The 26,620-nt window shown below is 38.3% G+C and carries 25 protein-coding genes; 14 read left to right on the forward strand and 11 right to left on the reverse strand.

The window, feature by feature from the left end:
• Nucleotides 1–2 precede the first annotated feature (2 nt).
• Genes BUA59_RS20260 through BUA59_RS20275 form a run of 4 tightly spaced genes read left to right on the forward strand, consistent with a single transcriptional unit; the run spans nucleotide 3 to nucleotide 5,839 of the window.
• Nucleotides 3–2,084 carry a hypothetical protein gene (locus BUA59_RS20260; RefSeq protein ID WP_072841599.1) on the forward strand — a complete coding sequence of 694 codons (2,082 nt, stop codon included), beginning with the start codon at nucleotides 3–5 and terminating at the stop codon, nucleotides 2,082–2,084.
• A complete protein-coding gene (locus BUA59_RS20265) occupies nucleotides 2,084–4,156 on the forward strand; it encodes a site-specific integrase (protein WP_072841600.1) in 2,073 nt (690 codons plus the stop codon). The genes BUA59_RS20260 and BUA59_RS20265 overlap by 1 nt, the downstream gene beginning before the upstream one ends.
• Entirely contained in the window at nucleotides 4,149–4,619 is a 471-nt protein-coding gene (locus tag BUA59_RS20270; protein WP_072841602.1) for a hypothetical protein, read from the forward strand. The genes BUA59_RS20265 and BUA59_RS20270 overlap by 8 nt, the downstream gene beginning before the upstream one ends.
• Nucleotides 4,616–5,839 (forward strand): tyrosine-type recombinase/integrase, encoded by a 1,224-nt coding sequence (locus BUA59_RS20275; RefSeq protein ID WP_072841604.1) that lies wholly within the window; start codon nucleotides 4,616–4,618, stop codon nucleotides 5,837–5,839. The genes BUA59_RS20270 and BUA59_RS20275 overlap by 4 nt, the downstream gene beginning before the upstream one ends.
• Nucleotides 5,840–5,920: 81 nt before the next feature.
• Here the strand turns inward: BUA59_RS20275 and BUA59_RS20280 are convergent, their stop codons facing one another.
• Genes BUA59_RS20280 through BUA59_RS20290 form a run of 3 tightly spaced genes read right to left on the reverse strand, consistent with a single transcriptional unit; the run spans nucleotide 5,921 to nucleotide 7,675 of the window.
• The gene (locus BUA59_RS20280) at nucleotides 5,921–6,724 is read right to left on the reverse strand and encodes an ImmA/IrrE family metallo-endopeptidase (protein WP_072841606.1); all 804 of its coding nucleotides are present in this window, start codon (nucleotides 6,722–6,724) and stop codon (nucleotides 5,921–5,923) included.
• Complete coding sequence (locus tag BUA59_RS20285) at nucleotides 6,705–7,136, reverse strand: hypothetical protein (protein ID WP_072841608.1); 432 nt, start codon at nucleotides 7,134–7,136, stop codon at nucleotides 6,705–6,707. Before BUA59_RS20285 ends, BUA59_RS20280 begins: the two co-directional genes overlap by 20 nt.
• Nucleotides 7,133–7,675, reverse strand: coding sequence for a hypothetical protein (locus BUA59_RS20290; protein WP_072841610.1), 543 nt, complete (start codon nucleotides 7,673–7,675; stop codon nucleotides 7,133–7,135). Before BUA59_RS20290 ends, BUA59_RS20285 begins: the two co-directional genes overlap by 4 nt.
• 130 nt (nucleotides 7,676–7,805) lie before the next feature.
• Here BUA59_RS20290 and BUA59_RS20295 point away from each other — a divergent pair, with 130 nt between their 5' ends.
• From BUA59_RS20295 to BUA59_RS24300, 6 genes are all read left to right on the forward strand, one after another.
• Complete coding sequence (locus BUA59_RS20295; protein ID WP_072841612.1) at nucleotides 7,806–8,171, forward strand: metal-dependent hydrolase; 366 nt, start codon at nucleotides 7,806–7,808, stop codon at nucleotides 8,169–8,171.
• Between the two features lie 10 nt (nucleotides 8,172–8,181).
• The gene (locus tag BUA59_RS20300; RefSeq protein ID WP_072841614.1) at nucleotides 8,182–9,432 is read left to right on the forward strand and encodes a nucleotidyltransferase domain-containing protein; all 1,251 of its coding nucleotides are present in this window, start codon (nucleotides 8,182–8,184) and stop codon (nucleotides 9,430–9,432) included.
• The gene (locus BUA59_RS20305) at nucleotides 9,422–9,913 is read left to right on the forward strand and encodes a type II CBASS E2 protein (RefSeq protein WP_072841616.1); all 492 of its coding nucleotides are present in this window, start codon (nucleotides 9,422–9,424) and stop codon (nucleotides 9,911–9,913) included. Before BUA59_RS20300 ends, BUA59_RS20305 begins: the two co-directional genes overlap by 11 nt.
• Nucleotides 9,910–11,013 carry an SAVED domain-containing protein gene (locus tag BUA59_RS20310; protein WP_072841647.1) on the forward strand — a complete coding sequence of 368 codons (1,104 nt, stop codon included), beginning with the start codon at nucleotides 9,910–9,912 and terminating at the stop codon, nucleotides 11,011–11,013. The genes BUA59_RS20305 and BUA59_RS20310 overlap by 4 nt, the downstream gene beginning before the upstream one ends.
• A gap of 27 nt (nucleotides 11,014–11,040) precedes the next feature.
• Nucleotides 11,041–11,286, forward strand: coding sequence for a hypothetical protein (locus BUA59_RS20315; RefSeq protein ID WP_245813207.1), 246 nt, complete (start codon nucleotides 11,041–11,043; stop codon nucleotides 11,284–11,286).
• 244 nt (nucleotides 11,287–11,530) lie between these two features.
• Entirely contained in the window at nucleotides 11,531–11,659 is a 129-nt protein-coding gene (locus tag BUA59_RS24300; protein WP_281251032.1) for a hypothetical protein, read from the forward strand.
• A gap of 82 nt (nucleotides 11,660–11,741) precedes the next feature.
• On the opposite strand, the gene BUA59_RS20320 is transcribed toward BUA59_RS24300, so the two are convergent.
• Nucleotides 11,742–13,142, reverse strand: coding sequence for a DEAD/DEAH box helicase (locus BUA59_RS20320; RefSeq protein WP_072841619.1), 1,401 nt, complete (start codon nucleotides 13,140–13,142; stop codon nucleotides 11,742–11,744).
• A complete protein-coding gene (locus BUA59_RS20325) occupies nucleotides 13,139–13,639 on the reverse strand; it encodes a hypothetical protein (protein ID WP_072841621.1) in 501 nt (166 codons plus the stop codon). The genes BUA59_RS20320 and BUA59_RS20325 overlap by 4 nt, the downstream gene beginning before the upstream one ends.
• A gap of 91 nt (nucleotides 13,640–13,730) precedes the next feature.
• Between BUA59_RS20325 and BUA59_RS20330 the strand changes: the two genes are divergently transcribed.
• Complete coding sequence (locus BUA59_RS20330; RefSeq protein ID WP_072841623.1) at nucleotides 13,731–13,940, forward strand: helix-turn-helix domain-containing protein; 210 nt, start codon at nucleotides 13,731–13,733, stop codon at nucleotides 13,938–13,940.
• A gap of 288 nt (nucleotides 13,941–14,228) precedes the next feature.
• On the opposite strand, the gene BUA59_RS20335 is transcribed toward BUA59_RS20330, so the two are convergent.
• The gene (locus tag BUA59_RS20335) at nucleotides 14,229–15,482 is read right to left on the reverse strand and encodes a DUF6602 domain-containing protein (protein WP_084122587.1); all 1,254 of its coding nucleotides are present in this window, start codon (nucleotides 15,480–15,482) and stop codon (nucleotides 14,229–14,231) included.
• A 449-nt stretch (nucleotides 15,483–15,931) separates the two neighbouring features.
• Between BUA59_RS20335 and BUA59_RS20340 the strand changes: the two genes are divergently transcribed.
• Together BUA59_RS20340 and BUA59_RS23500 are read left to right on the forward strand one after the other, a co-directional pair.
• A complete protein-coding gene (locus tag BUA59_RS20340) occupies nucleotides 15,932–17,779 on the forward strand; it encodes a P-loop NTPase fold protein (RefSeq protein WP_072841627.1) in 1,848 nt (615 codons plus the stop codon).
• A gap of 355 nt (nucleotides 17,780–18,134) precedes the next feature.
• On the forward strand, nucleotides 18,135–18,518 hold the full coding sequence (locus BUA59_RS23500; protein ID WP_084122589.1) for an MbcA/ParS/Xre antitoxin family protein: 384 nt from the start codon (nucleotides 18,135–18,137) through the stop codon (nucleotides 18,516–18,518).
• 67 nt (nucleotides 18,519–18,585) lie between these two features.
• Here the strand turns inward: BUA59_RS23500 and BUA59_RS20350 are convergent, their stop codons facing one another.
• The 5 genes from BUA59_RS20350 to BUA59_RS20370 form a co-directional block, all read right to left on the reverse strand.
• Nucleotides 18,586–18,885, reverse strand: a complete 300-nt coding sequence (locus BUA59_RS20350) for a hypothetical protein (RefSeq protein ID WP_072841628.1) — start codon at nucleotides 18,883–18,885, stop codon at nucleotides 18,586–18,588.
• A gap of 186 nt (nucleotides 18,886–19,071) precedes the next feature.
• Complete coding sequence (locus BUA59_RS20355) at nucleotides 19,072–19,368, reverse strand: hypothetical protein (RefSeq protein WP_072841630.1); 297 nt, start codon at nucleotides 19,366–19,368, stop codon at nucleotides 19,072–19,074.
• A 560-nt stretch (nucleotides 19,369–19,928) separates the two neighbouring features.
• Nucleotides 19,929–22,133 carry a DEAD/DEAH box helicase gene (locus BUA59_RS20360; protein WP_072841632.1) on the reverse strand — a complete coding sequence of 735 codons (2,205 nt, stop codon included), beginning with the start codon at nucleotides 22,131–22,133 and terminating at the stop codon, nucleotides 19,929–19,931.
• A complete protein-coding gene (locus tag BUA59_RS20365; RefSeq protein ID WP_072841634.1) occupies nucleotides 22,130–23,455 on the reverse strand; it encodes an ATP-binding protein in 1,326 nt (441 codons plus the stop codon). Before BUA59_RS20365 ends, BUA59_RS20360 begins: the two co-directional genes overlap by 4 nt.
• A gap of 4 nt (nucleotides 23,456–23,459) precedes the next feature.
• The gene (locus BUA59_RS20370; protein WP_084122591.1) at nucleotides 23,460–25,727 is read right to left on the reverse strand and encodes a tellurite resistance TerB family protein; all 2,268 of its coding nucleotides are present in this window, start codon (nucleotides 25,725–25,727) and stop codon (nucleotides 23,460–23,462) included.
• Nucleotides 25,728–25,998: 271 nt separating this feature from the next.
• On the opposite strand from BUA59_RS20370, the gene BUA59_RS20375 reads away from it, so the two are divergent.
• Nucleotides 25,999–26,418, forward strand: coding sequence for a PHD finger domain-containing protein (locus BUA59_RS20375; RefSeq protein WP_072841638.1), 420 nt, complete (start codon nucleotides 25,999–26,001; stop codon nucleotides 26,416–26,418).
• Nucleotides 26,419–26,620: the final 202 nt, after the last annotated feature.

Genomic DNA, 26,620 nt, shown 5'->3' on the forward strand with positions numbered 1-26,620 from the left:
TTATGGAAGTAAAAGTTAACTCTACCACGATTAGATCATTCTCTATTTACTCGAACACTTTACCGAATGATTTTTTGCTTGATGTCACAAAGGCTTGGCGATTACTTAACGAAACATTTAGGGCTGAATTAACAGAAATAACCTATTTTCAGCATATATCTAGGTGGTTAAGGTTTTTAGCAGATAGGCCAAATCATGAAATCTGGAGCTATATTGAAAAAGGTAGCGACTCATTACAGGAAGAGTATCTTGCTTGGCAAAACCTTATAACCGAATATAGAAATGATATATTTGATTCCTTTCCTACAGCAGACCAGCTAACGACTCGTAACAATAAACTTATTGGGGTCCGAAAGCTCTTAGAGTATTTGGCTTATACTAAAACTATTCCGCATGGTCTTGTTCTTCGTGGATGGAAAGACAAACCGCGACTTGGCCAGAGTTCTACTTTTTTATCAAATGACTTTTATCGACTTATAAATAGAAGTAAAAATGATCTGCAAAAACTTGTATTTTCCTTTGATGATAATGATGTTTCGCTTGATGAGGATGTAATATCCCTGATTAAAAATGCACTTGAGAATACTGAAGAAGATTTTGATTTTAACCCAATATCCTTAGTGATTTCCTCGTTACAAGGTAGAAAAAATCAGCTTAAGAATCAGGCTGCTAACGATTATATCGCATATATAGAGTCCACAAATCAAGCTGAAAAATGGGCTAAAGACTTAGAAATAAGTGCTTGTGCGGATAAACTCCATAAAGTTATGTTATCAAACGTCGATGCTCATACCAAGATGAACTTGTATGATGAAGCACTAGGCGGATGTGCAACTTCAGTTTTAGTTAATTATTTGATTCGTTATAACGAAGGAAGGTTACTTTTAAATAAGGACTCACGTTACGGCTTATTTTGGCATCCAGATAGAATGAGTAGATATAACTACAATCGGGATCATATACGGAGGTACCTTGGTTGCTCAAATTATGAAATGGTTTGTGCATTCGCATTTATCATGCTTGAAACCAATGCTAATACAACTAGTATATGGGGTTTAGAGGAAGGAGATTTAATTGAGTTGAATGATAATTTTTTTCAACTCAATTGGACTAAACAAAGGCAGCGTGGACATGAGTCCAAATATCGAATATTCCCAATTAGAAAAGAATCGCTTACAACTCAAAATCTTACTGTAAGAGATGTATTTATACATCAGCTTGAATGTCGTAAGAAGTTTCTCAATGCTGTAATTCAGAAAGATCAAAAATATCTATTTCTTCAATGGTATAAAAATAATGTAAAAATAAGTGAAAGTGAGCGAGTTTATGCACCGACTAGGCCATCTTTAGCATCATTTAATCGTTATTTTAAGATGCTGTGTGAAAAAGCATCTAACGGCGCTTGGGTTACAACACCTAAAGCTATAAGAGGCAGTGCCCTTCTTCTTACAGGCCTTGTTACTAGGGACGCAACAGCTGTAATGATCGAAGGTCAACATACCTCATTAGAAATGGGTAAGCGCTATACATATCATTATCCCGAAGTATGGTTACAAGATAAAGAAATACGATTATTTCTTAACTGGTACCAAGCATTATTTACAGTTGATATTGAAGGTTTTGCTGAGAAAATTGGTATTGACTCTATTTTGTATAATGAAAATAAAGAATTTGCTTTAGAACAGCGCCAAAAAGAAGCTCAAAATGCGATTAACCAACAATTTGGTGGTATTCATTGCATTGATCCAACCGCCGGTGCTCAACCTGGAACAAAAGCTGGTAGAGTATGTAACAAGGTAGATAAATGTCCAACATGCAAGCAGCGAAGGGGCGTATTCGTAACTTCAATAAATAATTTAGCTAATGTTATTCAGTGGCATGAAATTCTTGTTCAATTAAAACAGACTCTAAGCGACAATGAATTTTATAAATGGCGAGTATGGCATGTTTTCACAACCCTCATTGTTGATACCTTTTCAAAAGACCCAACGCATGCCAGATTAATGAGAGAGGCACAAGAAAAAGCAGCACTCACTCAAAACTCATACGCAAGCCTCATTCCTGTTGCTGAGGTAAATATCTAATGGCATTGCCAATCATTAATTACGTCAGTTATTTTTCAGATTTTGATAATCGAAGCGATATTGAATCCCTAAAAATAAGATGGTTCAAAGATTGCTCTTATGATTCTGATATTTGGGTATTACAAGACACTAAAAACATGAAAAGGACTTATGATATTGATTGGGAAAACATACCTGTTGGTCCGAATGGTGAGAAACTAAATAATTATTATGGTGCAGTACAATTGATAAAAATGAGTCTCTTGATAAGGGCTTCTACAACAGACAAAAAGCTAGGTATGACAGATTCAGCGGAATCATTATGTAAAGCAGCAAATATTTTGTTTAATTTTTATCGATATTTACTTTTAATCCCTAAAATTTCAAATTTATCAAGTATTAATAGCTCTGTTATTGATCAACTTATTACTGATTATTCTACAAAAGGTCTGATAGCTCGTTTGGACTTAGATTCACGTGCAGTAAATCGATTTGACGAAATAATTTCGAATGGAAATATTGGAACCTATACGAAAATTGGGAAGTCAACAAGGTATTTAAAGACAAATTATGAAAGAATAGAGTTTGATAACGATATGTTTTCTTTTGAACTTGGAATCAGTGCTCGAGCCCTTCAAAATGCTCCTAAATATCAGTTGTTAAAGTATAAAACATTAAAGCCACTAGGTTATGTCTTGAAAGGAAGTGGTGTGGTAAAAAATGATATTGAGGCTCAATCAGAAAGTACTATTAGAAAATCGTTATCAGTTATTTCAAGTCTAATGCGACAAGTTTATCTAATGTCTGATCTCTTCACTGAAAATCACCGAGTAGAACGTATGTGGATGGGTGATATTAAATTATCAAAATTATCCAAGAAAAAGGCTACAGTTTCCAATGCAAAAACCCGAAATATACCCCGAAACGTTATGTACGCTGTTATGGATGAATCTATCCGTTGGGTAATTGATTATTCTACTCCTTTACAAAATAATTTTAAGTATGCTAAGCAGGTGTACAAAGAAAAGTTGGAGGCTATAAAAGACTATGGGCTTGGGGGGAATGATGAATCAAAAACTAATTACGCTAGAAAACTTACCGCAGTGTGGATTAGAGAAAACAAATTAACCAACTTTCCGCACCCAATAACAACATATCGACATCAAATAACCTCACTTGAACAAATAGTAAATAAACACCTAGTATCTGCGTGTTTACTTGTCATATTCGCATTTACAGCACGCCGTAGAGATGAAGTATATGGACTTAAATCTGGCTGCACTTATCAAGAAGGAGGACTTTGGTATTTGATTGTAGACCAAGAGAAATTTAACCAAGGTGAACGAGCTTTGCCAACCTTAGAAGTTGTTGCTAAGGCAATATCTATCCTTGAAGATCTATCAGCGGAAGGAAGAGACGCTAGTCAGTTTAATAACCTTATGCAAGTCACTGATGCAAATTCTAAACATGGAAGAGCTTGGCCGGATTTCAATGGTTTTTGTGACTATGTGGGAATAGAATCAAAAGATGAAGAAGGTAATCCATTTATATTTTCTGACCACCAATTTAGGCGATTTTTGGCCATGGCTTATTATTATCAATACCGGGACCCTAACTTATTTACTCTTAATTGGTTTTTAGGTCATGAGTCTATTGAGATGACAATGGATTATATCACTGATAGCGATGGCCAGTGGGAGATGCAGCAAGTTAAAAATGAACGGATTATTGATCTAATTGAAAGTGATTTCAGGTCAGATAAATCGTTGATTGGTAATGAAATAGCAGAATTATTTGGAGTCATTGAAGGACAGAGCGAAAAGCGTATTTCAAGAATGGAAGATAAAGGTAAATTAGTTGATAAGTATGTTCTAAATTTTGTCAAAGATGGAGCATGCTTTGGCCTAACTCCTGATATCAAGAAGAGAAGTAAATGTTTAGAGAACGGAGCCATACAATGTTCTAGCGCAACCAAAGGAAGTTGTGAAGGCTGTCCTAATTTGCTTCCAGTAGACCAACCAATTAATCACATTAATGTTACAGATTTGGTTTGTTCATCCTCACCCATGCTTGAGGCGTTACAAAATGGATAATGGTCTAAAAGCTTTATTAATGCAGAAGATAGAGAGCAAAATAACTGCTCTTGAAAGCTACATAAATGGCTCTAGTATCGATTTTTCTATTCCAACTAAGTTTTCCCTTAACTGGTTTGTAACTCTATCAGAGGGGCGTTATGAGAGGTTTTCTAAGTCTTCTAGAGCAATCAAAGGTGGTACAGCGTTAAACAAACGGATTCTAGGGCTTTTAAATGAGTGTGAAGCACGCCGAAAAAAAGGCGACCCAAAAGTACAATCTAATGATAAAGAGCTTCAAGGCGTAATCAAAAAACTTAAGGTTGAATTGGAGAATACAAAGAAAGAAAGGGACGCGCAGGCTGAAGAAAACATTGAGCTTCGCAGGCAATTAATTGATTCTAAAAAGAAAAATCAAATTTTTCAGGCGCAGATACGAGATCAAAACACTAATAGAAAAATCATTAGTCTGGAGGGTAAATGAGCCACAAGGTATTAGCTCCTTGTAATTGCCCGAAGGTTATATTCACATCTGGTAGAACTGTTGTTCCTGTGACGGAATGGTTAATTGAACGTAAGTTTAATATTGGTTTGGCTGATAAAACAGTGAGAGCTGATGCGGACCATTTAGCTCATTGGTTAGATTTTTGTGAATCAGAAAAAATAGATTACCTCTCTGAACCAACAAATTTTACTATGGAGCGTTATCGTGATGAGGCTCTTCCCCAGCTATCTAATGAAAGTTGTGATCTTTATTTATCATCGATATGTAGGTTTTATTGGTGGTGTCAAAATAACACTTCTTACTGTTCAAGTATGATTGGGTGGCCAAACAAAGCAGATAACACTGACTTCAACATTATAGTTAAAAAGCCTTCTAAGGGAGTAAGCGATTTCATTATACCATTTCTAAAAGGCGGTATACAAAAACCATTGAAATATATCCCTAACGTTCATGAGATAAGAGAGTTGAATGACTACCTTGCTAAAGAAGTCAAAAATCAAAAGGACTCTGTAGGGGAATTCTTAGCTGTCCGAAATCAGCTGATGGTCAGATGGGCGACTGAGGCCGCATTGCGGTCACAAGAACTTATTTGTTTACAAATTTCTGATTTACCTCGAGTTGATAATTTTAATTCTTCTATGTCAGAAGTATACATTCATCGAGGCACTAAATATGGAAAGCATAGAAAGGTTATAGTGAGTAAAAGTTTAATAAAGGCCACTTGGGATTATATCGAATATGAGAGAGATGACATTATAAGTAATATTTGGACGAAATGTGGTGATGTTGATAATGTTTTCATCAATGCTGGTAATAGATCTCTAAAACCAAGAATGAGCAAAAATACATTTTATACAGTATTAACTTCATTTAACCCAAAGATAACTCCACACGCTTTAAGGCGTTTCGGTTTAACGAGGTTTGCTGCAAGGTTAATTAAAATCGAACGTATTATTAGAAGAGAAAGCAATGATCTAAAGCAAATTGATGTTAGGCATGTTGAGCAAGCATTAAGACTGCAGGCTGGCCATCAGTCTGTAACAACAACTATAAAACGGTATGTAGATTATGCTTTAGCTGTTGATTTGGATGAGGATGAAATGCAGTCTGTGGCTACTAGAATTGAAGAGTTAGAATGGGAGCTTGAAAATCTTAAGTCAAGGAAAAGTGTAAGTAGAGATTTGCGAGAATATATATGACTCCTAGATTGCAACATCAAGAGCCTTCTTATTGACGTCTAGTAAAGCTTAGTAAGTTTAGTTAAAGGGCCTGAAATTGATTTATAGACCTTCGTGATTACTAATACACTGCCAAATAGGCTCTTCGTCCTTCCACCAAACTAAACTAACGAAAAGGTCGTTATGATAATGAAAGGCATGTTCATATACCGTTGAATTGTCTGCCCAATCTTCTCTACACCATACATGCCCATCTACTTCACCAGGGCCTGAATCAATTTCGTTGACAATCAAATCATAAATTTTTGAGCCACTAGGAACTGTACTTTCTGGGTAGAAGCATCCAGGTAAACTACTATTTTTACTAAATAACCAACGACTTCCATCTTTTCGATATATGACAAAATGTCCCATATGATGATTGCTGGCTATAATGCGGCGCATGGTCATCATGAAACTTGTATTAAATGCTGATTTTACTGAATTGATTAAATCAAGGTTCAACTGACTTTCAAGTAGCTGATTTTTTAGCAGATAGGTAGGAATAAGAAGTTCTGAAGCATAGCTGTTTGCAAGGTTTTCGCGATTACGTGAATAGCCTTTTGGGTTTTCCATGTCACTATGAGAACATAAATTACCGACTTTACCACGGTCTTTGAACCAATGCCCCAGCTCATGTCCGACGGAAAATCGCTTCCTAGGGGCGTCGCTTGTTGAATTGACAGTAATTGTTGCCCTGTTGCCAGCGCCAATAATCATAGCTTCACAGCCATTCAAAGGTTTTTCTAAAACAACTGCCTGCTGTTCAAATGCAATAGCTTCAATGTCTATTTCACTCGGTTCAGTTATTGCAAATTCGTCAACATATAGTGATTCGACAAAATCCTTAATCGTCTTTATCGTCAATGTTAATTGCTCCCATTGCAATCAAGTTAGCTAATATTTGCTTTGCGTCTTCGTCCGTAATTTCTTTGCCTTCTCGATGCGCTACTGTAAGATTTTCCGGCAATTTTTGCTGTATAAATAACTCAATAAGAATGTCTCTAGCATCTTTACCTTTCTTTGTTAGGTAGCCTAATACATCTACTTCTTCATGCTTTCTCTTTTCAAATTCAAGTTGTGCCCTAGCATTCTTTAGCTTGGCTTTTTTGAACTGTTGTTTGCATTCAAGAATTTGATCATGAAAGCGTGCTTGAGTTATCTTTATCTCATCAGAAGTTAGGTCGTATTCAGTCATAAGCTCACTAAGGGGAGCCGAAGTAATATGCTCGATCATGATATCATCGAGTAAATTGTCCATTTCTTTGTTCGCCATCATCCTGCCTCCTTTAAGTATTTTTTTCCATTTCTTACTATTCGTCTGCGCGTTGTGTCATAGGCTTTCTCATCGCCGCCAAAAATAGAACTAACTATTGCAGATTTATTTAGACCATTTTTTGTTGCTGCTAAAAAAGCTATCGCATCATCATCTTTATCAAAGATACTCATCAGTATGTCCCATTCTGGGTCTGAATCGCTATCTTCATCTGTGGTTGGTGCAGCAATAGCGTCATCATATCCATCAATTGACTCAGATTGGTTGAAAATTTTTTCCTTGTTAAGTTCTAACATGCCGTGGCAGATGCTCTTAATCATCTGTCCAATTGAATACGATAAAGGGACGTTTTTAGGAACATGTCTCGTATCATCTAAAATTCGCACTACTGCTTCATGGAAGACATCTTCAGCTTCAATAGCAAGTCCATACTTATTGATGAATGACTTTGATATAGCTGTGGCTCTTGTAAGTACTGCATCCGTATTAGACTCCAGTGCCTTAAATATTTCATCGATGGTGTAGTAATCATATTCCTGCATCTGCTATTCCCTAAGACGGACAAAAATAATTTTCTGGACATTGTCCAGTTATTAACTTGAGTTCCGTCCTAATAGGCATAGGACAAAACTACGTAATTAGATTTTAACTAATTTGTAAGGATAAGAATATATGCCAAATGCAAACACGCATATGTTAGTTGGGGGAGCTATTAGCCTCACTACAGTATTACTTGATAAAGACAAACATCCAATAAGTCACCATATTGCTATGGCTCCAATTATTGGAGCTTTTATGGGAAGACTACCAGATATTTTAGAGCCAGCTATTCACCCTAACCACAGGCAGTTTTTTCATGGTGTAACAGTATTGGCACTGCTTTCTGTGGGAATGCTAAAAGTATATCAGTGGTCTCCTGAAGAACTGTCTAATAAATTTGTCAGAGGAGTATTGATTGTTGCTGGGGTAGCTTACCTTAGTCACTTGATTTGCGATGCAGCAACGCCCATGGGGCTTCCTTTACTTGGAAAGATTTGATGGAGACTGAATGACTACTTTATTTACTAATGCTCGTGCTCTAAACGAGAGTAAAAAATCTATGTTGGTAGATATGCTGGACTCTGTGTTTGATAGTCTCGATTTGACTAAAACACAGCGTGAGCGTATTGAATCAGCTTACAATGCCGTTGGTGACTATCTGGCAAGTTGTGATGACCCTTTACTTGATGGAGTGCAGATATATCCACAGGGCTCAATGAGGCTGCGTACTACTAATAAGCCCCTATCTCAGGAAGAGTTTGATGTGGATCTGATTCTCTTTTTGCCGAATGCTGGTTCTGCAACAAGAGATAAAATTGTATCAGTGGTTAAGCAGCACTTGTTAGATAGCAAGGTCTATAAGGAATTAGTGGAAGATCTTCCAAGAGGTTTTCGGATTAATTATAAAGGTGATTATCATTTGGATATTACTCCGGCTAAGTCGTACGACCTTGAATCGTTACCAGGTCATCCGTTATGGGTTGTTGATAAGAGTATGGGCTTTAAGGAGTCTAACCCAGAAGGTATGGCTAAGAACTTTGATGAAGTTTGCTCTATGTTACCGATTATTCGCCGCCCACAGGTATTTTTAGAAGCACTGAATAGCAAATCTGTCACTGCATTACCCGATCAGTCAAAGAAGAAGCCCTTAAATCGGATTATTCAAATTCTTAAACGTCATCGTGATGTTTGGTCTCAATTTAATAGTAACCCCCATGCTGATTTCAAGCCAATTTCTGTTGTAATAACTACGTTGGCTTGTCGAGCTTATTTAGAAGTTATAGAGACTGGAAAACAATATGACAATGAGTTTGACCTCATCTTAGATGTTATTGAACTTATGCCACATCACATTGAGTCAGGTTTTGACGGAATACTAATTGCCAATCCCGCTATGAGGCCAGAAAATTATGCTGAAAAGTGGAATCGGTCGGAAAAACAGGAAGGTCAAAAATACACAAGAGCATTTTATGCTTGGTATCAGGCTGCAATCGATACGTTTGAATATTTGGCAAGTGAAAACATTCGAGGTATGGATAGTGTTTTTGCTGCTTTGTCTGGTGCATTTGGAGAAAAGCCTGTTTTAGCTGCCCAAGACCGCATTGTTGAAGCTGTTAATGTGAGCAGAGATAATAATAAGCTTGGAGTTGGTTTAGGTACAGGAGCTGTCATCGCCTCTATTGCTGGAAAGGCTAATTCAGAGACTACAGGTTTGCATGATGTGGTTCCAGTAAAGAGGAACCAGTTCTATGGCGACTGACTCTTCTTTTTTAAAGCGACTGGAATATCCTGTAATTGGTATTCGTGAACAATACCTCGCATTAAAATATCGAAGTACAGGAAATGTGTCCATTATTGATAATGATAAGACGGTGTTGTGGGAAGGAACTCTTCAACCGACAGCGCTGTCTAGGACGTATACAGTTGTCATAAAGTATACCCTTAGTCATCCTCCGGTCTGCATTATTAAAGCCCCTGATTTATCCACTTTAGCAAAAGATAAGTTAATCCCCCATATATATCGAAATAAGACGGGTATAAAAGGGACGCAATTGTGTTTGTATTTACCAGTAATCAAACAAAAAAACAAAGTCAGCGAATGGGAGCCGACCATGCTTCTGGCTGATACCGTCCTTCCGTGGGCCTCTGTCTGGCTACTTTATTTTGAATTTTGGCTTTCCAGTGGAGTATGGAGTGGTGGTGGTATTGAACACAGCGAGAATGATATATGTCAAAGATGAAACATGCAGTTAGTTACTTTATCAAGAAGGCCGCAGACTGGCTGTTCAGAAAGCGTTCGCCTGCTCTGCTTGTTTTTAGGTCAGGGGTCTGTTTGACATTAGCGACTTTAGTAGGAGGTTGGACTGTGTCAATTGTATACAGTGACACAGGGCAGTTTTTGGAATTAAATTATCAATCTTCAAACACTGCGCAGTTATTTCTCTCAATAGGCTTTTTTCTTGGAGGGGCAGCAACCGTTTTTGGGGCCGTGTGGGAATATCAAACATTTCGGGATGTAAGGAAACGTAACGAAAAGAAAAAAACTATTGTTCTCGAACAGAGGGGGTTAGTTGATACTTCTGATACTCCACTATATGAATTTTTGAAAAATCAGTGCTCATGGCAGGTTGATTCAATAGTTAATGACATCCGAGAGAGAATTATTGACAACGTGATCACTAGGCCAGATCTAGCTTTAGCCAAGTTAAGTCATATTAAAATGAGTATTGCAGAGAAAGTTACTCAGTATGCCGCATCGGATATATCGATAGTCTATGGCGGAGTTTTTCCTACCCCCTTTTCATTTTACACTGGTTATTTACTTGATGATGAAAGTCTGATTACAAGATTCGATTGGGATCGAGATATCTCTATTTGGCGAGAATTGGACGAAGGCGACGATGGTGAGGAGTTTGTTATTGAGCGACCTGAGTGTACTGTTAAGACTGTTGTGTTAGCTGTATCTATTTCTTATCCTGTTGATAGATTAGCAATTTCTACAGTATTTCCTGATCAACCCATTCACTATTTATCACTGCCTTCGCTTGATAGAAATAATCATTGGGCAAAAAATAAACAAGATCGACTTAGTGGAGATTTCTTCGAATATTGTAAAAACTTGTTGGGTTTAGGGGTAGAAAATATTAATTTAATTCTAGCCTCTCAAAACAGTATAGCTTTTAGGTTTGGACAGGCTTATGACAAACGAAACTTGCCTAATATTTCCATTTATCAATATGAACGTCATCAATCTATAAAATACCCATGGTGTTTAAGAATCCCTTATAAAGTTGGAGCGGAACCTATAATTGTTTATACCGAATTCAAGCATATTGCTTGATGTTAAACCGTAAAGCTGGAGTTAATTATGACTAATAAAAAACAAAGCTCATCAAAGATGGCATCACTAGCTTCGTCTGTTTTGACGGATAGTGGTTCCTCTCAGATCCAGAAAACATTGGCAGGTTCTGTGCTAAGTCAATCAAGTTCATCGCATCAGACTGGTTCTAAAATGGAAGAAATCGCATCAGAAGTTTTGAAAAGCGATAAGTATAATGATACTACCAAGTCTTTAGCGGCTTCTGTTTTGTCACAGTCAAATAAAAAACGTTAATAGATCAAGGCTGTATAAGTACCATGTTTTTTTATGGTCCTTAAATCTAGACTTTTTAGTCCTTGAGAAACTTTACAACAAAGTATATCTGGAAAGTCCAGTGGGCTCAGCCTTTTAGATATGACCATTACAAGCTCTACTGTAAATAGAACCGGATAGCATTATTAACTAAACAAACTTTTGCAATTGGTCGATTTAAGGGCACTTACCTTTTTTTTAGGAATCTCTAGGGCTAAGAGTAGGCTTGTTTCTTACCTATGCTGATGAAAGAGAAAGGCTCGCAGGCCATAACAATAGATGGGATGTAGCTCGTACACCGCAAGAAGAATATTTTAATTACGCCGCACCATTTTTAGAAACCGGACGTAGCTAAATATTTATTATTGTTCGAGTCTAGTCATACAAGAGGTACTTCTGAAACTTAGGGAAGTCCACTTACTTATTCTGATCTGTTTTTATAGAGATAGAATTGTTGTCCGATAAGAATCCTTACCAAAAGCCATTTTAACAGAATATGAAGCTTCTGATGCTATGTCATGAAGCCTATCAAACGAATGTGTATGGTTTGATGACGTTGTTTTCAAAGTCATAAAGCCGTTTTTTTCTGGACTTTGAGTGGTGGATGTATTTGAGTCAGCCGTTTTTATTAGAGTCTGCTGTTCAATGACTTTTATTCTCATCGAATCTTCTGGCAGGTCCTGGTTAATTCGTTCTGAATATTCAATTAGCTTTGGTTCAGCAAACGCTATCATGGAGCAGGGCTCGTCTGTCTTTTGGTCTATTCGTAGAATCCTTCCAAGCACTTGGCGAAAGTAAAGCTCAGTCCTAACATTACTCAGATAAGCACAGACTTGTAATCGAGGGATATCTGTACCTTCACTTACCATTCCGATAGATACAATCCAGTCAATCTCTGAACTTTGAAAGTCTCTGATGTTTTCGTGGGCATCAATTTGATCATAACTAACTACAATAGAGCTCTCGTTAAAGTTAGTGATAATAAACTGAGATATCCGCCGCGCTTGATCAATTGATGATGCAACAACTAACCCTGCGGCACGAGGGTGTTTTTCTCTAATTCTGATCAGTTCCTCATGGGCATAGGTCATGAGCTGGCTTAGTGAGTCTTGATGAGTCAGTAGTTCGCTATATTTTAGTTTTTCAGCCTCAATAGCTTGGCGAATACTGCTAAATTTGTGTGTCTCAGAACCCTCCTGAACATCAATCGAGCTATTATCGAGCAATATTAAGCTAGGTCTCCTACAAACCTTGTCTCGAACTGCATGGCCTAATCCATACACAAAGTCTGTATCAAGCTTTTGTGGCTCTCCAGAATAGCTCTGAAGCGCTATTTTTGTACTGTCGGATCGCCAAGGAGTTCCGCTCAAAGTTAGTGTTAATGGATTGCCTTCTGATATTAAAGAAACTAACAGCTGTCCCCATTGATTAGAAGTGCTACTTACCCCAGAAGCGCAGTGATGAATTTCATCAGAGATTATTAGAGCGCGGTAGTTTTTAATAACATGTGCAAGTTCTTGATATGCGTATTGTATTCCTTGATAGGTAATAACCAAGCCTTTTGTGCCTATTCGGCCATCAAAGCGATCATTTAATATATTGCTGAAGGTTTCTTGAATGCTACCCTGGACATTTACAGAGGGCGCAAAGCAAAGAACGAAATCAATGTAGTTAGCATCTAATAAGCTTTTTGCTAACGAAGCAGAAAATCTTGTTTTTCCAGCACCTGGTGCAGCAACACACATAAAGTTTTTCTGACCATTTTGATAGACTTCTAAAGCTTTAGATAAACAGCTCTTTTGCCAAATTCTTAGTGAGAGGTTTTGTATTTTCTTCATGAGAGCGCAAGTAATATGGTTTGAGTGCTAGTTAGTAAGCCGTTTAGTGTTATCGCTCGCTTTTTAGCTTCACTTTTTTTAGATATCAACAAATCAAGCTGAGTGGGTAATAGGGACTTCATCTCCTCATAGCCTTGGGCTTCGGCAATACATAGTTCAAGTTCATACTCAAGTTCAGCTTTACGCTTCAAGAGCATTTCTTTCTCACTCGCTACAACGGCAATTGGTGTATTTTTTTGCGTTTTGGTTTCATCTAAAATTTTCGCTTTGGCATAATGAGTACTCTTACCACTTTTTGAAGCAACGACCAACTCACCTGACTTAACTAAACGATGAATTTTTAGATAAATAGCATGTCGTGCTTTTTTCATTTCAATAGGGTTGTCTTCGCCGTATTTTTCAACATAGTGTTTGAGTACGTCATTTATAGTGGCTTTTTTTAGTGTAGTTGCTTGGAAGAACTCCTCGACAACGTGAGCGATGGGCTTAGATCTCAAAGTAACTATCTCGATTTGTAAAAATACGGATTATAGTCCGTGGAGATATAGTCCGCAATTAGCGATTGTATTTCATTTTTGAGATATAAAAATGAGAAACATAGCAAAAGAGGTTGGAGAGCTAATTCGGAGTCAACGTAAAGCGCGTGGTATCTCTCAAGAAGCTTTAGCGGCAAAATCCAAGATAGACCGCAGTTATATGGGGCGAATAGAGCGAGGTGAGGTAAATGTTACGTTAAAAGCTCTGTGGGATATCGCTGCGTCGTTGGATATCTCGACGAAAATACTGATCCCCGATTGAGAATTCAGCTGCTGCCTATGATGTTCTGTATTAGTCTCTACTTGATCTGGTCTTTTAGTTTCGATGAATAGGTTTGGACTTCATCGGACAGACAGCTATGAGCGAAGAATTGCCGGTTTGAATAACTTGTTTTTGGACATTTCTGAGTTAGCGATTTTACTAAATTTGCTTTTCACGGATTAGTTCAGCGTATAGCGATGTTATCAACTCCCGAATCTATACCTGATACCCAAATGCATAGCGACGTGCTCATTAAAGCATTGAGCCATCTAAAAATGTTCATACAATTTACTCTGATACCTTTAATTGCTCTAATGGGCTAGGGCATTTTGGACAATGGGGAATAAGTTCTTCTTTAATAGAATAGTAATAAGGCAACCAAATACACATGTCATTGGTGATTATGATGTCATAAGCGATTGAAGGTACAATGTACTCACCATATTCATTGTCATGCTTAAGAATATCTGACAGTTTAAAATCTTCTGGGTTATAGATATAAACGAGGCTTGGTTGTCTTGTATAGGCCTCTTCATCTTCTGGTATGCCAAAGGCTAAGTGAGTTGCTTTAACTCCATTTATAGGCTCTTGAGCTTCACACCATTCTGTTATCTTGGTTAAGCTCTCACTTGATATCTTTCTAGGGTAATCACCATGCTCTTCACAAGAACCAAACTCAGCATTGCTTCCTAGTGCAAATCTGTAGGACTGCTCCTCACTGGTAAGAGGAAGGCTAAAGTAGTTTTGCATCTGAGGAAGTGAAGTCTTACTAGCTCTACATAATTCCAGCAACATCAACTGAAATTGATAGAGGTTTTGTTGCTGTCTATCAGGAAATCCATGTATAGCCACATCATCCATTTCAGCAAGCTCATGACTTAGAATCTCTGCTTTACCCTCAGAAGCAAACGCAAAGAAACCCCTGTCCAAAATAAATATAAAATTTGGGTAGTGTTCACTAGGATTTTCATCTGCATAAGCTTTTAGGTGCTTAATAATAAGATCCCAGTTCATATCACTACAGTAAGAGAACAGTATTCCAAAACCTTGAGGGTTCAGTTTCTTATATGACCTAAGATTATCTAATCCTGACTTCAACTCTTTAGTGGTTAGTTTAGACTTAACCTGAATTACACCATATGTATTTTCTACTGGATAAACTTCATACACGTTATTTCTATTCATTAACGTGATTAGCTCATCTTCATCATACAAGACAATATCCATTTCATGACTTAGATGACCAGATGGAGAAGCAACCCTTACACTAGTAGAAGACACAGAGTACTTTTTAGGTAAACACCCACTATTCAAAAACTCTCTGAGGATCGTTTCTCTAGCGTTACCTACATCTCGTGGATGCTTGATATCCTTTGTAGTGTCATATTCTACAATCATCTTTGCTTGGTAGTTGTAGAACTCCCTTTCTAAGCCATGAAACTCTCGGTCTTTAGATCTTAAAACAATAGCCCTTTTAGCCCTGTCTATAATTTGTTCTCGGATACTTTTCTCTTTTTCTTCAAAGTCATTTTTCTTAGACACTTCAAAACCCAACCAAATATTTTAACTAGTTGCATAGTAAATTAGAGCATAATGAATAGCTACCAATCTAATAGGTACTTTGCTTCAAAAAAAGTATTGGATTAACTTATTCAAAAAGGAGTTTATCGAGATATTACGAGAACCAGTTCTAACAAACTTCGGGGCAGAAATGATTCAGCCCGAACAGGCTGGAACGAAGATGGACAAAACTGTGTTAGAAATGACTTTATAGTTTCTTGAAATCCGTGCTAAAACGGGATAACGAAAACTAACTAGAAAAAGCAAGACTTACCCCATTTGTTGCTCTTAATTAAACGTGGAATACGCCTACCCCCTATTTCTGACATGCCGAAATAACCTGCATACAGACTCAACAAGCGATTAATTAGCCGTCATATGAACTAGTTAGATAAGATACACTAGATAAAACTAATTTATTGTGAATAACCATGACAAACAAAGCAACACAACAGATTATTGAGCAACTAAAGGACTCTAGTCACCCTCCAATCATTCTGCTTGATGGGGCTTGGGGGATTGGAAAAACTCACTTAATCTATAATGAACTATGCCCACTAATTGAATCCAATCCTCAAGAATTTGGTGATTATCATTACGTTTCAGCTTTCGGTATCAAAAGCGTCACTGAGTTCCAAGATCAGATAGTCTCACTCTACATATCTAACCAAGAAGAAGGCTCTAAGTATCTCGATGGTTTAACTCGTCTTAGTGGTAAGCTCGCACGAATGTGTGGTGCTGATGCTAGTGAAGCTGGAGTAATTCAAGGTGTCATATCTGGCACTACTGGCTTTCTGCGCCAAAAAGCGATCCAAAACATGAAAGATATCACTCTTGTAGTCGATGACTTGGAGCGATTGACAGATGAAAAGCTAATAGCAGACATCATGGGAACCTGCTTACGCTTTGCCGAGCACAACAAAATCAAGATTATTGCCGTCGCAAACGCAACTGCATTTAAAGATAAAACCAAAGTTGAAAAATCTTTCAGTGACGTAATCAAACTCACTAGAACGACTGTAGAACTGTGTACCATTATTGCTAATATTTACGATGGAAAGCTGGATGTTGTGGTGGAACACACGTTTTTTCAAACTATTAACCATGCACAAATGCATAAATTAGATATCAATAACTTACGAGTACTTCAACGAGCCGTAAACCGAACCATTAAACTAATGAATAGAATTAATCTTATCGAAGGGGTCAATGAAAAACTCTGTGCCGAAACGTTAACTCAACATATTGTTCTTATTACACTCTATAGCTACGTTAACAAACTAGATCTCGACGCCTTTGTATCAATACTTGATAGTGCTCAAAAATGGCAATCACACCGATTGACAGCAGCGGTAGCAAGCCGTAATGGAAGTCAAAATGAGGGGGAAGAACTCACCAAAGATGAGCTGCAACAAAAAGCTTTGTTCGACCAACTGACTTCACTGCTTAACGGATTAGCCTGTAGCGATACTTTAGCTGAATATTGCTTTACTAACCTCATACCAGAACTGAGTGATGAAGAGTTTATTGAGCGATTCCAACTACCAAGACTAGCGAAACCAATAGATATTTTCAAAACACACACCTTTTATAGTTTTACTTCTGAAGAAGAGTTCGAGGAAGGTATTACACAACTGGTAGATCTACTCTTCACTACGCCCAATGTGAATTGGTCAGATTGGATAACATGTTGTGATACATACCTATTTATGCACGAGCGAGGGTATTTTGAAGACGCTAATATCGATGAGCTTTCCAAGAGGCTTGAAGAAAGAGTTTTAGAAGATGGCGTTATTGATCTGGATACGGTAAACCATTCCCGTTTTCCTAACAGAGGCTGCTCATCAAATCAAATCAGCACGACTAATTTTAAGAAGGCCATTGATGAAGTAAACCAGCGTTCTGAAACTAAACAGAGAGAAGCTATTACAGACAGCTTCCTAAAAGATTGGCGATATACCATCTATAAGCCTCAAAGTTACATTGAAAATCAGGCATTTTTCCATAGCATCGATAACGAACGACTTGCTGAAGCTATTGCTCAATGGAGTGCGATGGAAATAGCGGAGTTCATAGGCTTTATGAGACAGAGATACCGTATAGTTAATAACCGAGAAAAAGATCATCTAGAACTACCTGCTTTACTCCAGCTTTCAAAACAATTGAACCTAAAGCGCGAATATATGTCAGGGCGGCTAAAAAAAGGGGTTATCAAAGAGCTAATAGATGAGCTTAATTCCGCTGTCACCACCATTGAGACAAGACAAGAACAAAAATAACTTGTATTAGCCGCTTGACCAGCGGCTACCCTAACCACCAAAAGTAAATAACAAGGTCATACCTTGCCTTTTGCTTTCCTTTGAAATAGTCAAAATAACAGGAACACAGGCTAACAAGGGCTAGTCGTAACACGTTTTGGGGCAAAAGTGAGTTAGAGCCTAACGCCCGCTTTGGCACGTTGCCGACTGTCATATTAGATTGAGTACTGTTAATCGAACCTGACAGATAAAGTTAAGACTTATTCAGCTTATGGGGAGATGATTACGAAGCTAACATCAGTTTCACCTTGGTATGGACCCAGTTTCCTAGACAGTTGGTCGTCATTGTACTTATCAGTCATGTTAGGGAGGAGATATGAGCACTAAACGAAAAAATTATGCCGAAAAATGCATTGATATTCATGATATTGAGAGCAGTCTTGATCTTGTTATGAATGAATCAAATGGCAGCCCAGTTGCTGTCATGAAGGACGGTAATCCCGTATTTTACTGTGTTCCCGCTGACACCTATGCCGCTATGTTAGAAGCAGTTGAAGCATCTGAAATGAGAGCGCGGAATGAAAAGGTTCATCAATTGGGGCTAGAGCTGTTTGGTGACGAAGGCAAATGGAAATCATGGATTAAAACACCTGTACTGGCATTAGGTGGTAAGTCACCAGAGTCGATGATGGTTACTAAAGAAGGAATAAATAGAGTAAGAGATCTTTTAGGGCAGATTAGCCACGGGGTTGTTGTTTAAATCAGCTGTGTAGCGATCAGATAGATTGCATATAATTACACGTTGGATTTTTTTGCTTGTAACGAACTCAGACCTGATTTGTATTGTTTAGGCCCTGATCCATCAAGACTGTTAGTGTTGCCGTCGTTAGCTTGATAGCTGTCTGTCGTTTATTGAAATCAACAAACTCTGCTGCCGTATCCTCATACCGTGCAATGACATTGCTTAAGGCTTCAATAATTACCAGGTTTTCGTCATAGTACTCTAACAAGTCTTCCAAAAAGTATAAGCGCTTGTTGTGCTCACCAGTGCTCGATATGCCATTAAGTATATGCAACTGGGTTAATATGGCTTTGGCCATTTGTGTTATTTCATTTGTCACTAACATTTCATCTACCTATGGTTGCTAGGATTAATTGGTGCTTGGTTGATATTTGGTTCTAGCTATTGACTAGATAACCGCTCAATCAATCTGGATCAAACCGCCCAACGTCCTCAACGATATCTTTTTGGTCTGTCATAAAGCGGGGGCCGCTTTTGCCAGGAACGGTTTACTCCACTTTCTGTGTGTTTCTTAGGCGCCTTTACGAGATCGAGCAATAAAAGGCAGATCTAATTTATTTAGTTGAGCTATTAGAGCTTCAGCGAGTTCGTCATCTACATTGAGGAACAGTTCATCTGCGTGAGCAGTGTGAGAATCTAGCCCTTCAAGTAGTTCTGCTTCACTTAGTCGATTGTCATTTACTTGGCTTTTCGCTTGCTTAATCAAAATTTTGTTTCCCTCGGCACAGACCTCGATATGTGACCAGCCAGTTTTAGTCGCTGTATCGCGGATCACACCAATTATTTCTGCTTGAGCCTTTAGACTCAAAGCTTCCTCCTAGCTCGCAGCCACTACTTCAAAAATGTTTGAAACCTTGATTGAGACCATTGTCTATTACCTTAAAATAACGTCGGTTGCTTGTATGTAGTATAGCTGTGAAATACTTGGGGTGTTGGCTGCAGTTGAAGGTAGATTTTATCAGAGTTTTCTAACTTGCTAAGCCCTGTTGTTTTAGCCTAAATAGTCAAAGTGTTAGCTTGGTATACGAGTGCCAAAATTCAGTTTTTTATAAAAAGTAATAGGAATCAATTATACAGTAATTTTTCAGAAGGCGAAGTTGTGTTGTTGTATGCCATGCCTATAGAGGGAAGTGGCCAATTATAAGAAAAAATATAATTGCATATAATTGACGTTAATTCATCACTTTACTCGATGGCTTTTTTAGCAATAGACCGAGGCAACTAGCGTCTAGCAAACTTTGGGAAGTCCAGTTTTAAGATCTCTGACGCCGCTGAGCGACTTTGTGTTAGCCATAGATTGGATTGCTCTATACAGCAACCCCGAAGCGAGTCAAAAAACGTAAGGTTCTGACTGAGGAGAAAAAGGTACTAAGTTAGTAAACCTGATATCCATTCTTTAGTGGCCTTCGAATCAAACGCTTTTCTTCCGTACCCTGCGTTTAACAAACCTTCAGGCAAATACTCGTCATACTTTTCAATCATCTTTTGTTGTAGTGAAAGTATTTCGGCCAACTCTGTCTCATCAGGCACCCCATCTATTATGATACCCATAAAGTAATCTTTTAGGGCATCGACACTCGCATTTTGAACTTCGATAACACCAGCAAAATTACTGCATACATGTCCACTTTTAATTAGCAAAATAGTAATAGTATTAACTACTTTATCACCCATCCATGAAAAAATATAACAGTGCTTACCACTTTGGTATATGGGCTGATTTTCAAGATTGGCTTCTTTGAAAAAATACGCTCCTTCTTGAAATAACTGACTTCCGATCTTATCCACAAAATCTATCTTCTGATTACCAACTTCAATACGATAGTCACCAGAGCAATAGATTCTTAACATCTCTTGTCGAACTCTGTCATGAATTGACATGCCGCTACCGTTAAATTTCGGAGGTTTACCACCTTTCGTAGAAGTCACATAGATTACTTTCTTTTCATCATCAATATCAGTTACCTTCCACCTACGACCACCAAATATGATGTGCTGGTCTTTTAAAATTAGCGAATCAACTGGTAACGTTCCAAGAGTTTTACTTCCGGCAACGATACGAAATTCCTCTGGTGTTTTAAAAACAGCATAGAAGGTATAGGAATTGGTAAGGCGTTCGCCCTCAATCCCCAAAACCAACTCACCGCTATTAAGTTGCTGTATTAGTTGGACGGTCCCCATATGGGACAAGAGTTGTTTAAAGTGCTGGATTGATATTTCTTTGAATGATCCTTGCTCACACAATAAAGAATAAAGCTGGTCTACTCTGGAGCTTCCCCATTGAGCAATGACAGCTAGAATCTGGTGTAAAAATGTAGAGAAATGCATTTGCTTTGTATCTGCTGGTTCAAACCAGTTATCTATAATGAGCAAGCGTATCATTGCTAGTGATTGAACAAGCTCTAACCTAAGACCATCTACTATATTAGATTTTTCACTCAGTCCATTTTCTGCGATAAACATTCGTAAAATGGAAGGGGAATTTCTTCTACCGGATCGACCTAACCGCTGACGTAAACTTGATACTGAGTGTGGAGCAGTAACCTGAATGACAGAACTCACTTTTCCGATGTCGATACCTAGCTCTAAGGTCATGGTACAAATAGCTGTTGTAGGTAGGGCTTCCTTCTGCAATCTGGCTTCTAAATCTTCTCTGAGTTCTTTAGCTAATGAGCCGTGATGGGGGAAAAACTCATTTGGTACAACTTGTTGTTCACATAAATCACTTAACTTTGCAGCAATGCTTTCTGTCCGTCCGCGACTATTTGCAAATACCAGGTGTGAACCGCCTCTACAGAGCCTAAATATTTCATGACAAATCTGCTGCTCGGCTGAGATACGTGTTTCATCCGTCGTGATGTCTATCGGTTCTAAATATCCTTTGACCTGAACCTTGATAGTGCTTTGGTGCTGACTACTAGTAATGGTTTCACAAGGAAGACTTTTATTCGGCCTAAGAGAGAGAGGTACTTTTTCAAGCTTTCCTAGTGTCGCACTTAGCGCAACCCGTGGAATAGGATTAGAAATTCGACCTATAAGGTGCTCTAGGCGAGTAAGCAGAGAAAGTAATTGCTGACCTCGCTCTGTTCCGATAAACGCATGAAATTCATCAATAACAATATATTTAAGAGAGGTGAAGGATTGTTTTATCCATCCGGGCTCTCTGACTAACAGTGACTCTAAGGATTCAGGGGTGATTAACAGAATACCAGAAGGATTGTTTCTGGCTTTCTTCTTTTTGGATTGAAGACTATCGCCATGCCACGGCGTAACTTGCATATCCAACATTTCGCTTAAACTCTCGAGCCTGCGGTACTGATCGTTAATCAGTGCTTTTAAAGGGCTGATATACAAAATACCAAAGCCGTCTTTCTCTTCAGCAATTGCACTACATGCTGGTAGAAAAAAAGCTTCTGTTTTACCTGCCGCTGTTGATGCGCTAATTAGTACATCTCTATCACAAGCTAGAATCGGTATGATTGCCCGTTTTTGTATTTCTCTTAAATCAGGCCAACCTTGGTTAAACAACCATTTCTGTACACGCTTATCAAGAAGTTGATATTCCTCTGTCATAATTTGAAATCAGCTAGTCCATCAGATTTCGTTGTTTCTCCAGCTCCTTCGTCTACAAAAATTTCATCTGTATTACTTGGATGATCTTCTTCAATAGCAATAGATTGAACTAACTGCGACCATTGCATAGAAGGGTTTTGCTCTAGTACGGCCAACATATCTAAAAACGCTTTGATGGTATTTCTCGGCGTTCGAAAATAAGCATCTCCGATAGTCTGGCTACAATGGTGTAGAAATGACTTGAGAGCATCATCTGGAACAAGGTATTTAGAAGTATCACCTTCAGCAAAAACATGGCGTAAGTTCTTCAGAAGAATATAAAGTTCTTCAGGAGTTAAACTCGATAGGTGAAGTGCTGGGGAGGAGTAATCAATCACACCTGCTCGCTTTGCAAAGCTGTTTTCAGCTAAACGGGATTGCAATGCTTCATAGCTATATAGTCCTCTACGAGGGTCTAATAAGAACTCTGGAGTTCCACCCAATAAAAAACCTAGATATTCAGCGGAGCCTTGAAGGCAGTCATTTAGCATTCGTAGAATCTGCTCATAGTTGGATGTACGCGCTTGTGTACTGCTTAATTTATAAAGGTTAACCATCTCATCTAGATTAACAAGTAAGCCTTCATAGCCAGCCTGACGTACAAATAGGCTCATAAGTTTTAAAGCATCATAAAAAGAATTGTCAGAAATAATTGTTCTGACATCAAGATCCCTTCTTGCATCTGTCTTAGTGGTGTATTCCGCTCGCAACCAACGAATAGCATTTGATTTTAACTCATCATTATCTTGCTCATGACCGTTCCAGTAAGCATCAATGACTTTTGCAAAATCATACCCGCCAACCAGTTCTGACAAAAAGGCTAACTTTTGATGTATTACTGTTGAAACGCTGATATCTTTTTCATCTGCTTCTTTACGAGCCTGTGTTACAAAACGCTCTACAACACTGGCTAATGCATTTCCATCCGGTTTATTACGGGTTGCTAGGTTTTTCATGAGCTCAGAATACAGGTTCCGTGCCTGACCTGAAGAAGCATGTACTCGTCGATCCGGTGAAAGATCTGCATTGACTGTGACTAGCTTCTTTTCAAGAGCAATGGAACGCACCACGCTTAAGAAAAAAGTTTTCCCTGAGCCATAATCACCAATGATAAGTCTGAATGCAGCACCACCCTGAGAGATTCTTTCAATATCCTTATACAACGCTTTGACTTCATTGCTTCTACCTACCTGAATATGCTGAATCCCAATTTTGGGAGTCACCCCTGATTTCAGTGATTGAATTATTGCGTCACGTTCTTTTAACCGGATACGTTTTTCCATAAGTTTAACCTTCTATCTCTGCTACGATTTCCTGATCAACATAAATAGCATCACCATCATCTTCAAGTACAGCTGCATCCACTTTATCAAAAGACCAGTCATTAATAGTTTCCAATGCTCCGCCAACCATAAGACCTAAATCTCCGCATAGCGATTCCATTTCATCACGGGACCATTTATCTTTCCGTATCAGGCTTTCAAACAAGGCATAATGCTGTTTATCAATTCCGGCTTCTTCCTCTATATTAAAGCTATCGTCAGATGAGTCATCGGATTCTCCTGTAGATTCGTCTTCCACAAATATTGCACCTAACATGCTTTGCACATCTTTGGTTTCTGATTCATGAATCGCTAGGATATTTTCATCTAACTGGAACGAAGTAAGAGCTGACGAAGTTGTTTCTGATGGAGAACTTGAAGATTGCATACCACCTTTACTTGATGACATTCCATGAATGTCCCCTGTAACAAGGGCTTTATCAAGACCTAGCAATGTATAAAGCTTTTCAAGCTGTTTGATTTCTTCTGGGTCTATTTTTCCATCGGCCATCGCCACGCCAACAAGTATGCGACTAACTGCTGCTTTTTCTGTTTTACCTAATGTTTCCAGTCTCGCTTTCAAACCTGTGATATTTGAAGGCGTATTGAGCCTCCAAACTAAGTAGGCGTGTAGTGATTGTTTTTCGGTAGGTGATAGATTGGTACTGTGATCAATCAGCTGTGTTAATAAATTTAATTCCGCCTGATCTACATGCGAATCAATAGCGGCAACCATTGCCCCTAAACGAAGTGCCATACCTATTTCACTATAAGCCTTGGATGGTTCAAAGTATTTGCCGTGTCCTTCAGGAAATAGAACCAGCTTTCCATCTGCACTCGTCTTCGCATGATGGTAACGAGTATCAGGAGCGATGCCATAACCGGCTTTTTGAGCAAGGTTCTGAATTAGTTCAGCTTCCTTTTTGTTGATCTTAGAAGGCAAAGGCGATTTGGTATATGTCCAGAATTCCTCAACATCTACCAACCCTTTTTTTGTTGAAATAGCATCATCTGCCCATTTTTTAAATTCTCCCAATCCTAACTCCGCACCTAAATCACTAAGATCATCTGGCAGTAACAATACAGCTTCAATATCAGTGCGAGACGTATTTGGTTTAGCAAGGTAACGACTATACGCTTCTAATTCGGTCGTACATTCATCTGCTAGGGCAATCAGCTTATTTACAGGACCTTTCAAATTACTTGGGTCAGGAAGATCTTGTTGAGGGAATGATACGCCACGTAAGGAAGAACTGGCTGGATAATACTCAATCTTTAATCGTGTCTTATTGGGTTTAACAATAACGCCGTTTCCATATTTTTTTGTATAACGTTGTTCAAATATCCGACTAAATTCATGGTCACAGCGCCGTGCCGGTTTCTTCAGATTATAATCTGGATAAAATCGAATCCATGCCAATGCCAGTTCAGCGGGAACAGGCGTTCCTTTACTTACTGTAGTTGCTAAGCGATGTTTAAATAGAAGAGAATCTCTTTGTGGGCTTTTTTCAAGTTCTGGATGTGATACTACTTTAGGGCGTAGTAGACACATAAGTTCCAATAGACGTGTGGCATAATTTGAAAAAGATCGGCTACTACCGTAAATGCTTTTTAAACGTAGTATTTCGTTAAACAAAGACTTAAATTCTGCGTCATCTACGGTCTGCTTAATAGAATCAACAGTAATTCGTCTTTCGATGCCATAGAAATAAATAAATACATAACCTAAAGGAGTATCTGGATCACCTCTATTGCCGGATAACCAGTTCAGGAAAGCTCCACGCCCTTTAGGAGTAAGTGAGATGAATTTAGGCCAATAGCCTAAGCTTTCATCCTCATAACTTGACAGCTGATGTTCAATTTTTAGCGAATCATCAACTAATGAGGCTTCCGTTCCATGTCCATCTAATGAACTGAGCTTCCCACCAAAATAAAAATTACCCTTAGTGAATAGTTGTCCCTTTATGGTGATAGACTCATCTGGTTTTATCCATTTACCCGAAGCTTTGTTTTTACTTTTTTCTTCTTCATAACCATAAGAAATACTAAAGGTAGCTAGATCGTCATCATCATGATTGCTTTTTGCTACCACTCGGTTTCTAGTTTTTATGGATACGCTAATGTCATTTTCGGGGCTTAGTCTATTATTCTGGCTTTTTTGTTTTGAGGAGGTTCCTTTTTTTATGGCGTAGAAAAACACTACTACGATTCCAATTAATAGCCAAAATTCCATATTAACCTCGATTTTTATATTTTTAGTTTAAATGTGATCTAGTAAAGTCTGGGAAGTCCAGTTCACCTAATTTAAAAGCCATTAAATAGTCACGCTATGTGCGCTTGATATCTGATGTTGACATAAAGAGGCCTTCTTTATGTCAACATATTTTAGGGTGGAATAGAGACTAATATAAAGCCGAGAAGTAAATAAAGTCTAATTTTAAATATATATTGCATTTGGCAATTTATTCTGATAGGGTCTAAAGTATCGATAAAGAGTATGTTCTATGTCATCATTTTTGTTAAATAAGATTAGCGCTTCAGCGAAAAAACACGGTTTCGTGTGCTTTTTGCTGTTTGTACTATCGTTATTTTCGATGGCAATGGCAACGAACAGTATGATGTTATCGAGCTCGAATATGATGTCTATGGAAATGCATGACACGTCAGAATTATCGGATCATGATATGTCTCCTGATAAGGGGATCTCTTGTACGTCTGATTCGATGGACGAATGCTCTAGTTTGACATCAGAGCACAATCACCAAAACTGTATGGACAATCATTGCAGTAGCTTTTCAGGCTTACTGGTCAGCTATCATTCTGATTCTGACAATATTTCTTCTGTTCACACGACTCTGTCGTCTGAATTCTACGTTTCTACCCACCCAAATACGCCTTATTTCCCCCCTATAGTCATTTCTTAAATTCGCAGTTTCACTCATCGCTTTAATGTGCGTTGAGATTTTATGAATTTAAAAATGAGTACTCAAGCCAATGGCCAAAAACAAATTTTTGGCATTCTGTCATGTATTACAGAGTGTCTATTGCCGTCAATTTTTAATCGGTAAAACGAATCGTATTGCCTCCGTTTTCTTATTGTCGTTGCTGCCACTTGTTGCGAGCGCA

The sequence above is a fragment of the Marinomonas polaris DSM 16579 genome, from assembly GCF_900129155.1.
GTDB lineage: Bacteria > Pseudomonadota > Gammaproteobacteria > Pseudomonadales > Marinomonadaceae > Marinomonas > Marinomonas polaris.

What these genes read in the sequence shown, in the direction of transcription:
- BUA59_RS20285 (WP_072841608.1), bottom strand. Translation starts at nt 7,136, where the DNA reads ATGATGGCGAACAAAGAAATGGACAATTTACTCGATGATATCATGATC.
- BUA59_RS20290 (WP_072841610.1), bottom strand. Translation starts at nt 7,675, where the DNA reads ATGCAGGAATATGATTACTACACCATCGATGAAATATTTAAGGCACTG.
- BUA59_RS20360 (WP_072841632.1), bottom strand. Translation starts at nt 22,133, where the DNA reads ATGACAGAGGAATATCAACTTCTTGATAAGCGTGTACAGAAATGGTTG.
- BUA59_RS20365 (WP_072841634.1), bottom strand. Translation starts at nt 23,455, where the DNA reads ATGGAAAAACGTATCCGGTTAAAAGAACGTGACGCAATAATTCAATCA.
- BUA59_RS20375 (WP_072841638.1), top strand. Translation starts at nt 25,999, where the DNA reads ATGTCATCATTTTTGTTAAATAAGATTAGCGCTTCAGCGAAAAAACAC.
- BUA59_RS20330 (WP_072841623.1), top strand. Translation starts at nt 13,731, where the DNA reads ATGAGAAACATAGCAAAAGAGGTTGGAGAGCTAATTCGGAGTCAACGT.
- BUA59_RS20300 (WP_072841614.1), top strand. Translation starts at nt 8,182, where the DNA reads ATGACTACTTTATTTACTAATGCTCGTGCTCTAAACGAGAGTAAAAAA.
- BUA59_RS20370 (WP_084122591.1), bottom strand. Translation starts at nt 25,727, where the DNA reads ATGGAATTTTGGCTATTAATTGGAATCGTAGTAGTGTTTTTCTACGCC.
- BUA59_RS20305 (WP_072841616.1), top strand. Translation starts at nt 9,422, where the DNA reads ATGGCGACTGACTCTTCTTTTTTAAAGCGACTGGAATATCCTGTAATT.
- BUA59_RS20270 (WP_072841602.1), top strand. Translation starts at nt 4,149, where the DNA reads ATGGATAATGGTCTAAAAGCTTTATTAATGCAGAAGATAGAGAGCAAA.
- BUA59_RS20275 (WP_072841604.1), top strand. Translation starts at nt 4,616, where the DNA reads ATGAGCCACAAGGTATTAGCTCCTTGTAATTGCCCGAAGGTTATATTC.
- BUA59_RS20315 (WP_245813207.1), top strand. Translation starts at nt 11,041, where the DNA reads ATGACTAATAAAAAACAAAGCTCATCAAAGATGGCATCACTAGCTTCG.
- BUA59_RS20340 (WP_072841627.1), top strand. Translation starts at nt 15,932, where the DNA reads ATGACAAACAAAGCAACACAACAGATTATTGAGCAACTAAAGGACTCT.
- BUA59_RS20320 (WP_072841619.1), bottom strand. Translation starts at nt 13,142, where the DNA reads ATGAAGAAAATACAAAACCTCTCACTAAGAATTTGGCAAAAGAGCTGT.
- BUA59_RS20260 (WP_072841599.1), top strand. Translation starts at nt 3, where the DNA reads ATGGAAGTAAAAGTTAACTCTACCACGATTAGATCATTCTCTATTTAC.
- BUA59_RS20265 (WP_072841600.1), top strand. Translation starts at nt 2,084, where the DNA reads ATGGCATTGCCAATCATTAATTACGTCAGTTATTTTTCAGATTTTGAT.
- BUA59_RS20310 (WP_072841647.1), top strand. Translation starts at nt 9,910, where the DNA reads ATGAAACATGCAGTTAGTTACTTTATCAAGAAGGCCGCAGACTGGCTG.
- BUA59_RS23500 (WP_084122589.1), top strand. Translation starts at nt 18,135, where the DNA reads ATGAGCACTAAACGAAAAAATTATGCCGAAAAATGCATTGATATTCAT.
- BUA59_RS20350 (WP_072841628.1), bottom strand. Translation starts at nt 18,885, where the DNA reads ATGTTAGTGACAAATGAAATAACACAAATGGCCAAAGCCATATTAACC.
- BUA59_RS20295 (WP_072841612.1), top strand. Translation starts at nt 7,806, where the DNA reads ATGCCAAATGCAAACACGCATATGTTAGTTGGGGGAGCTATTAGCCTC.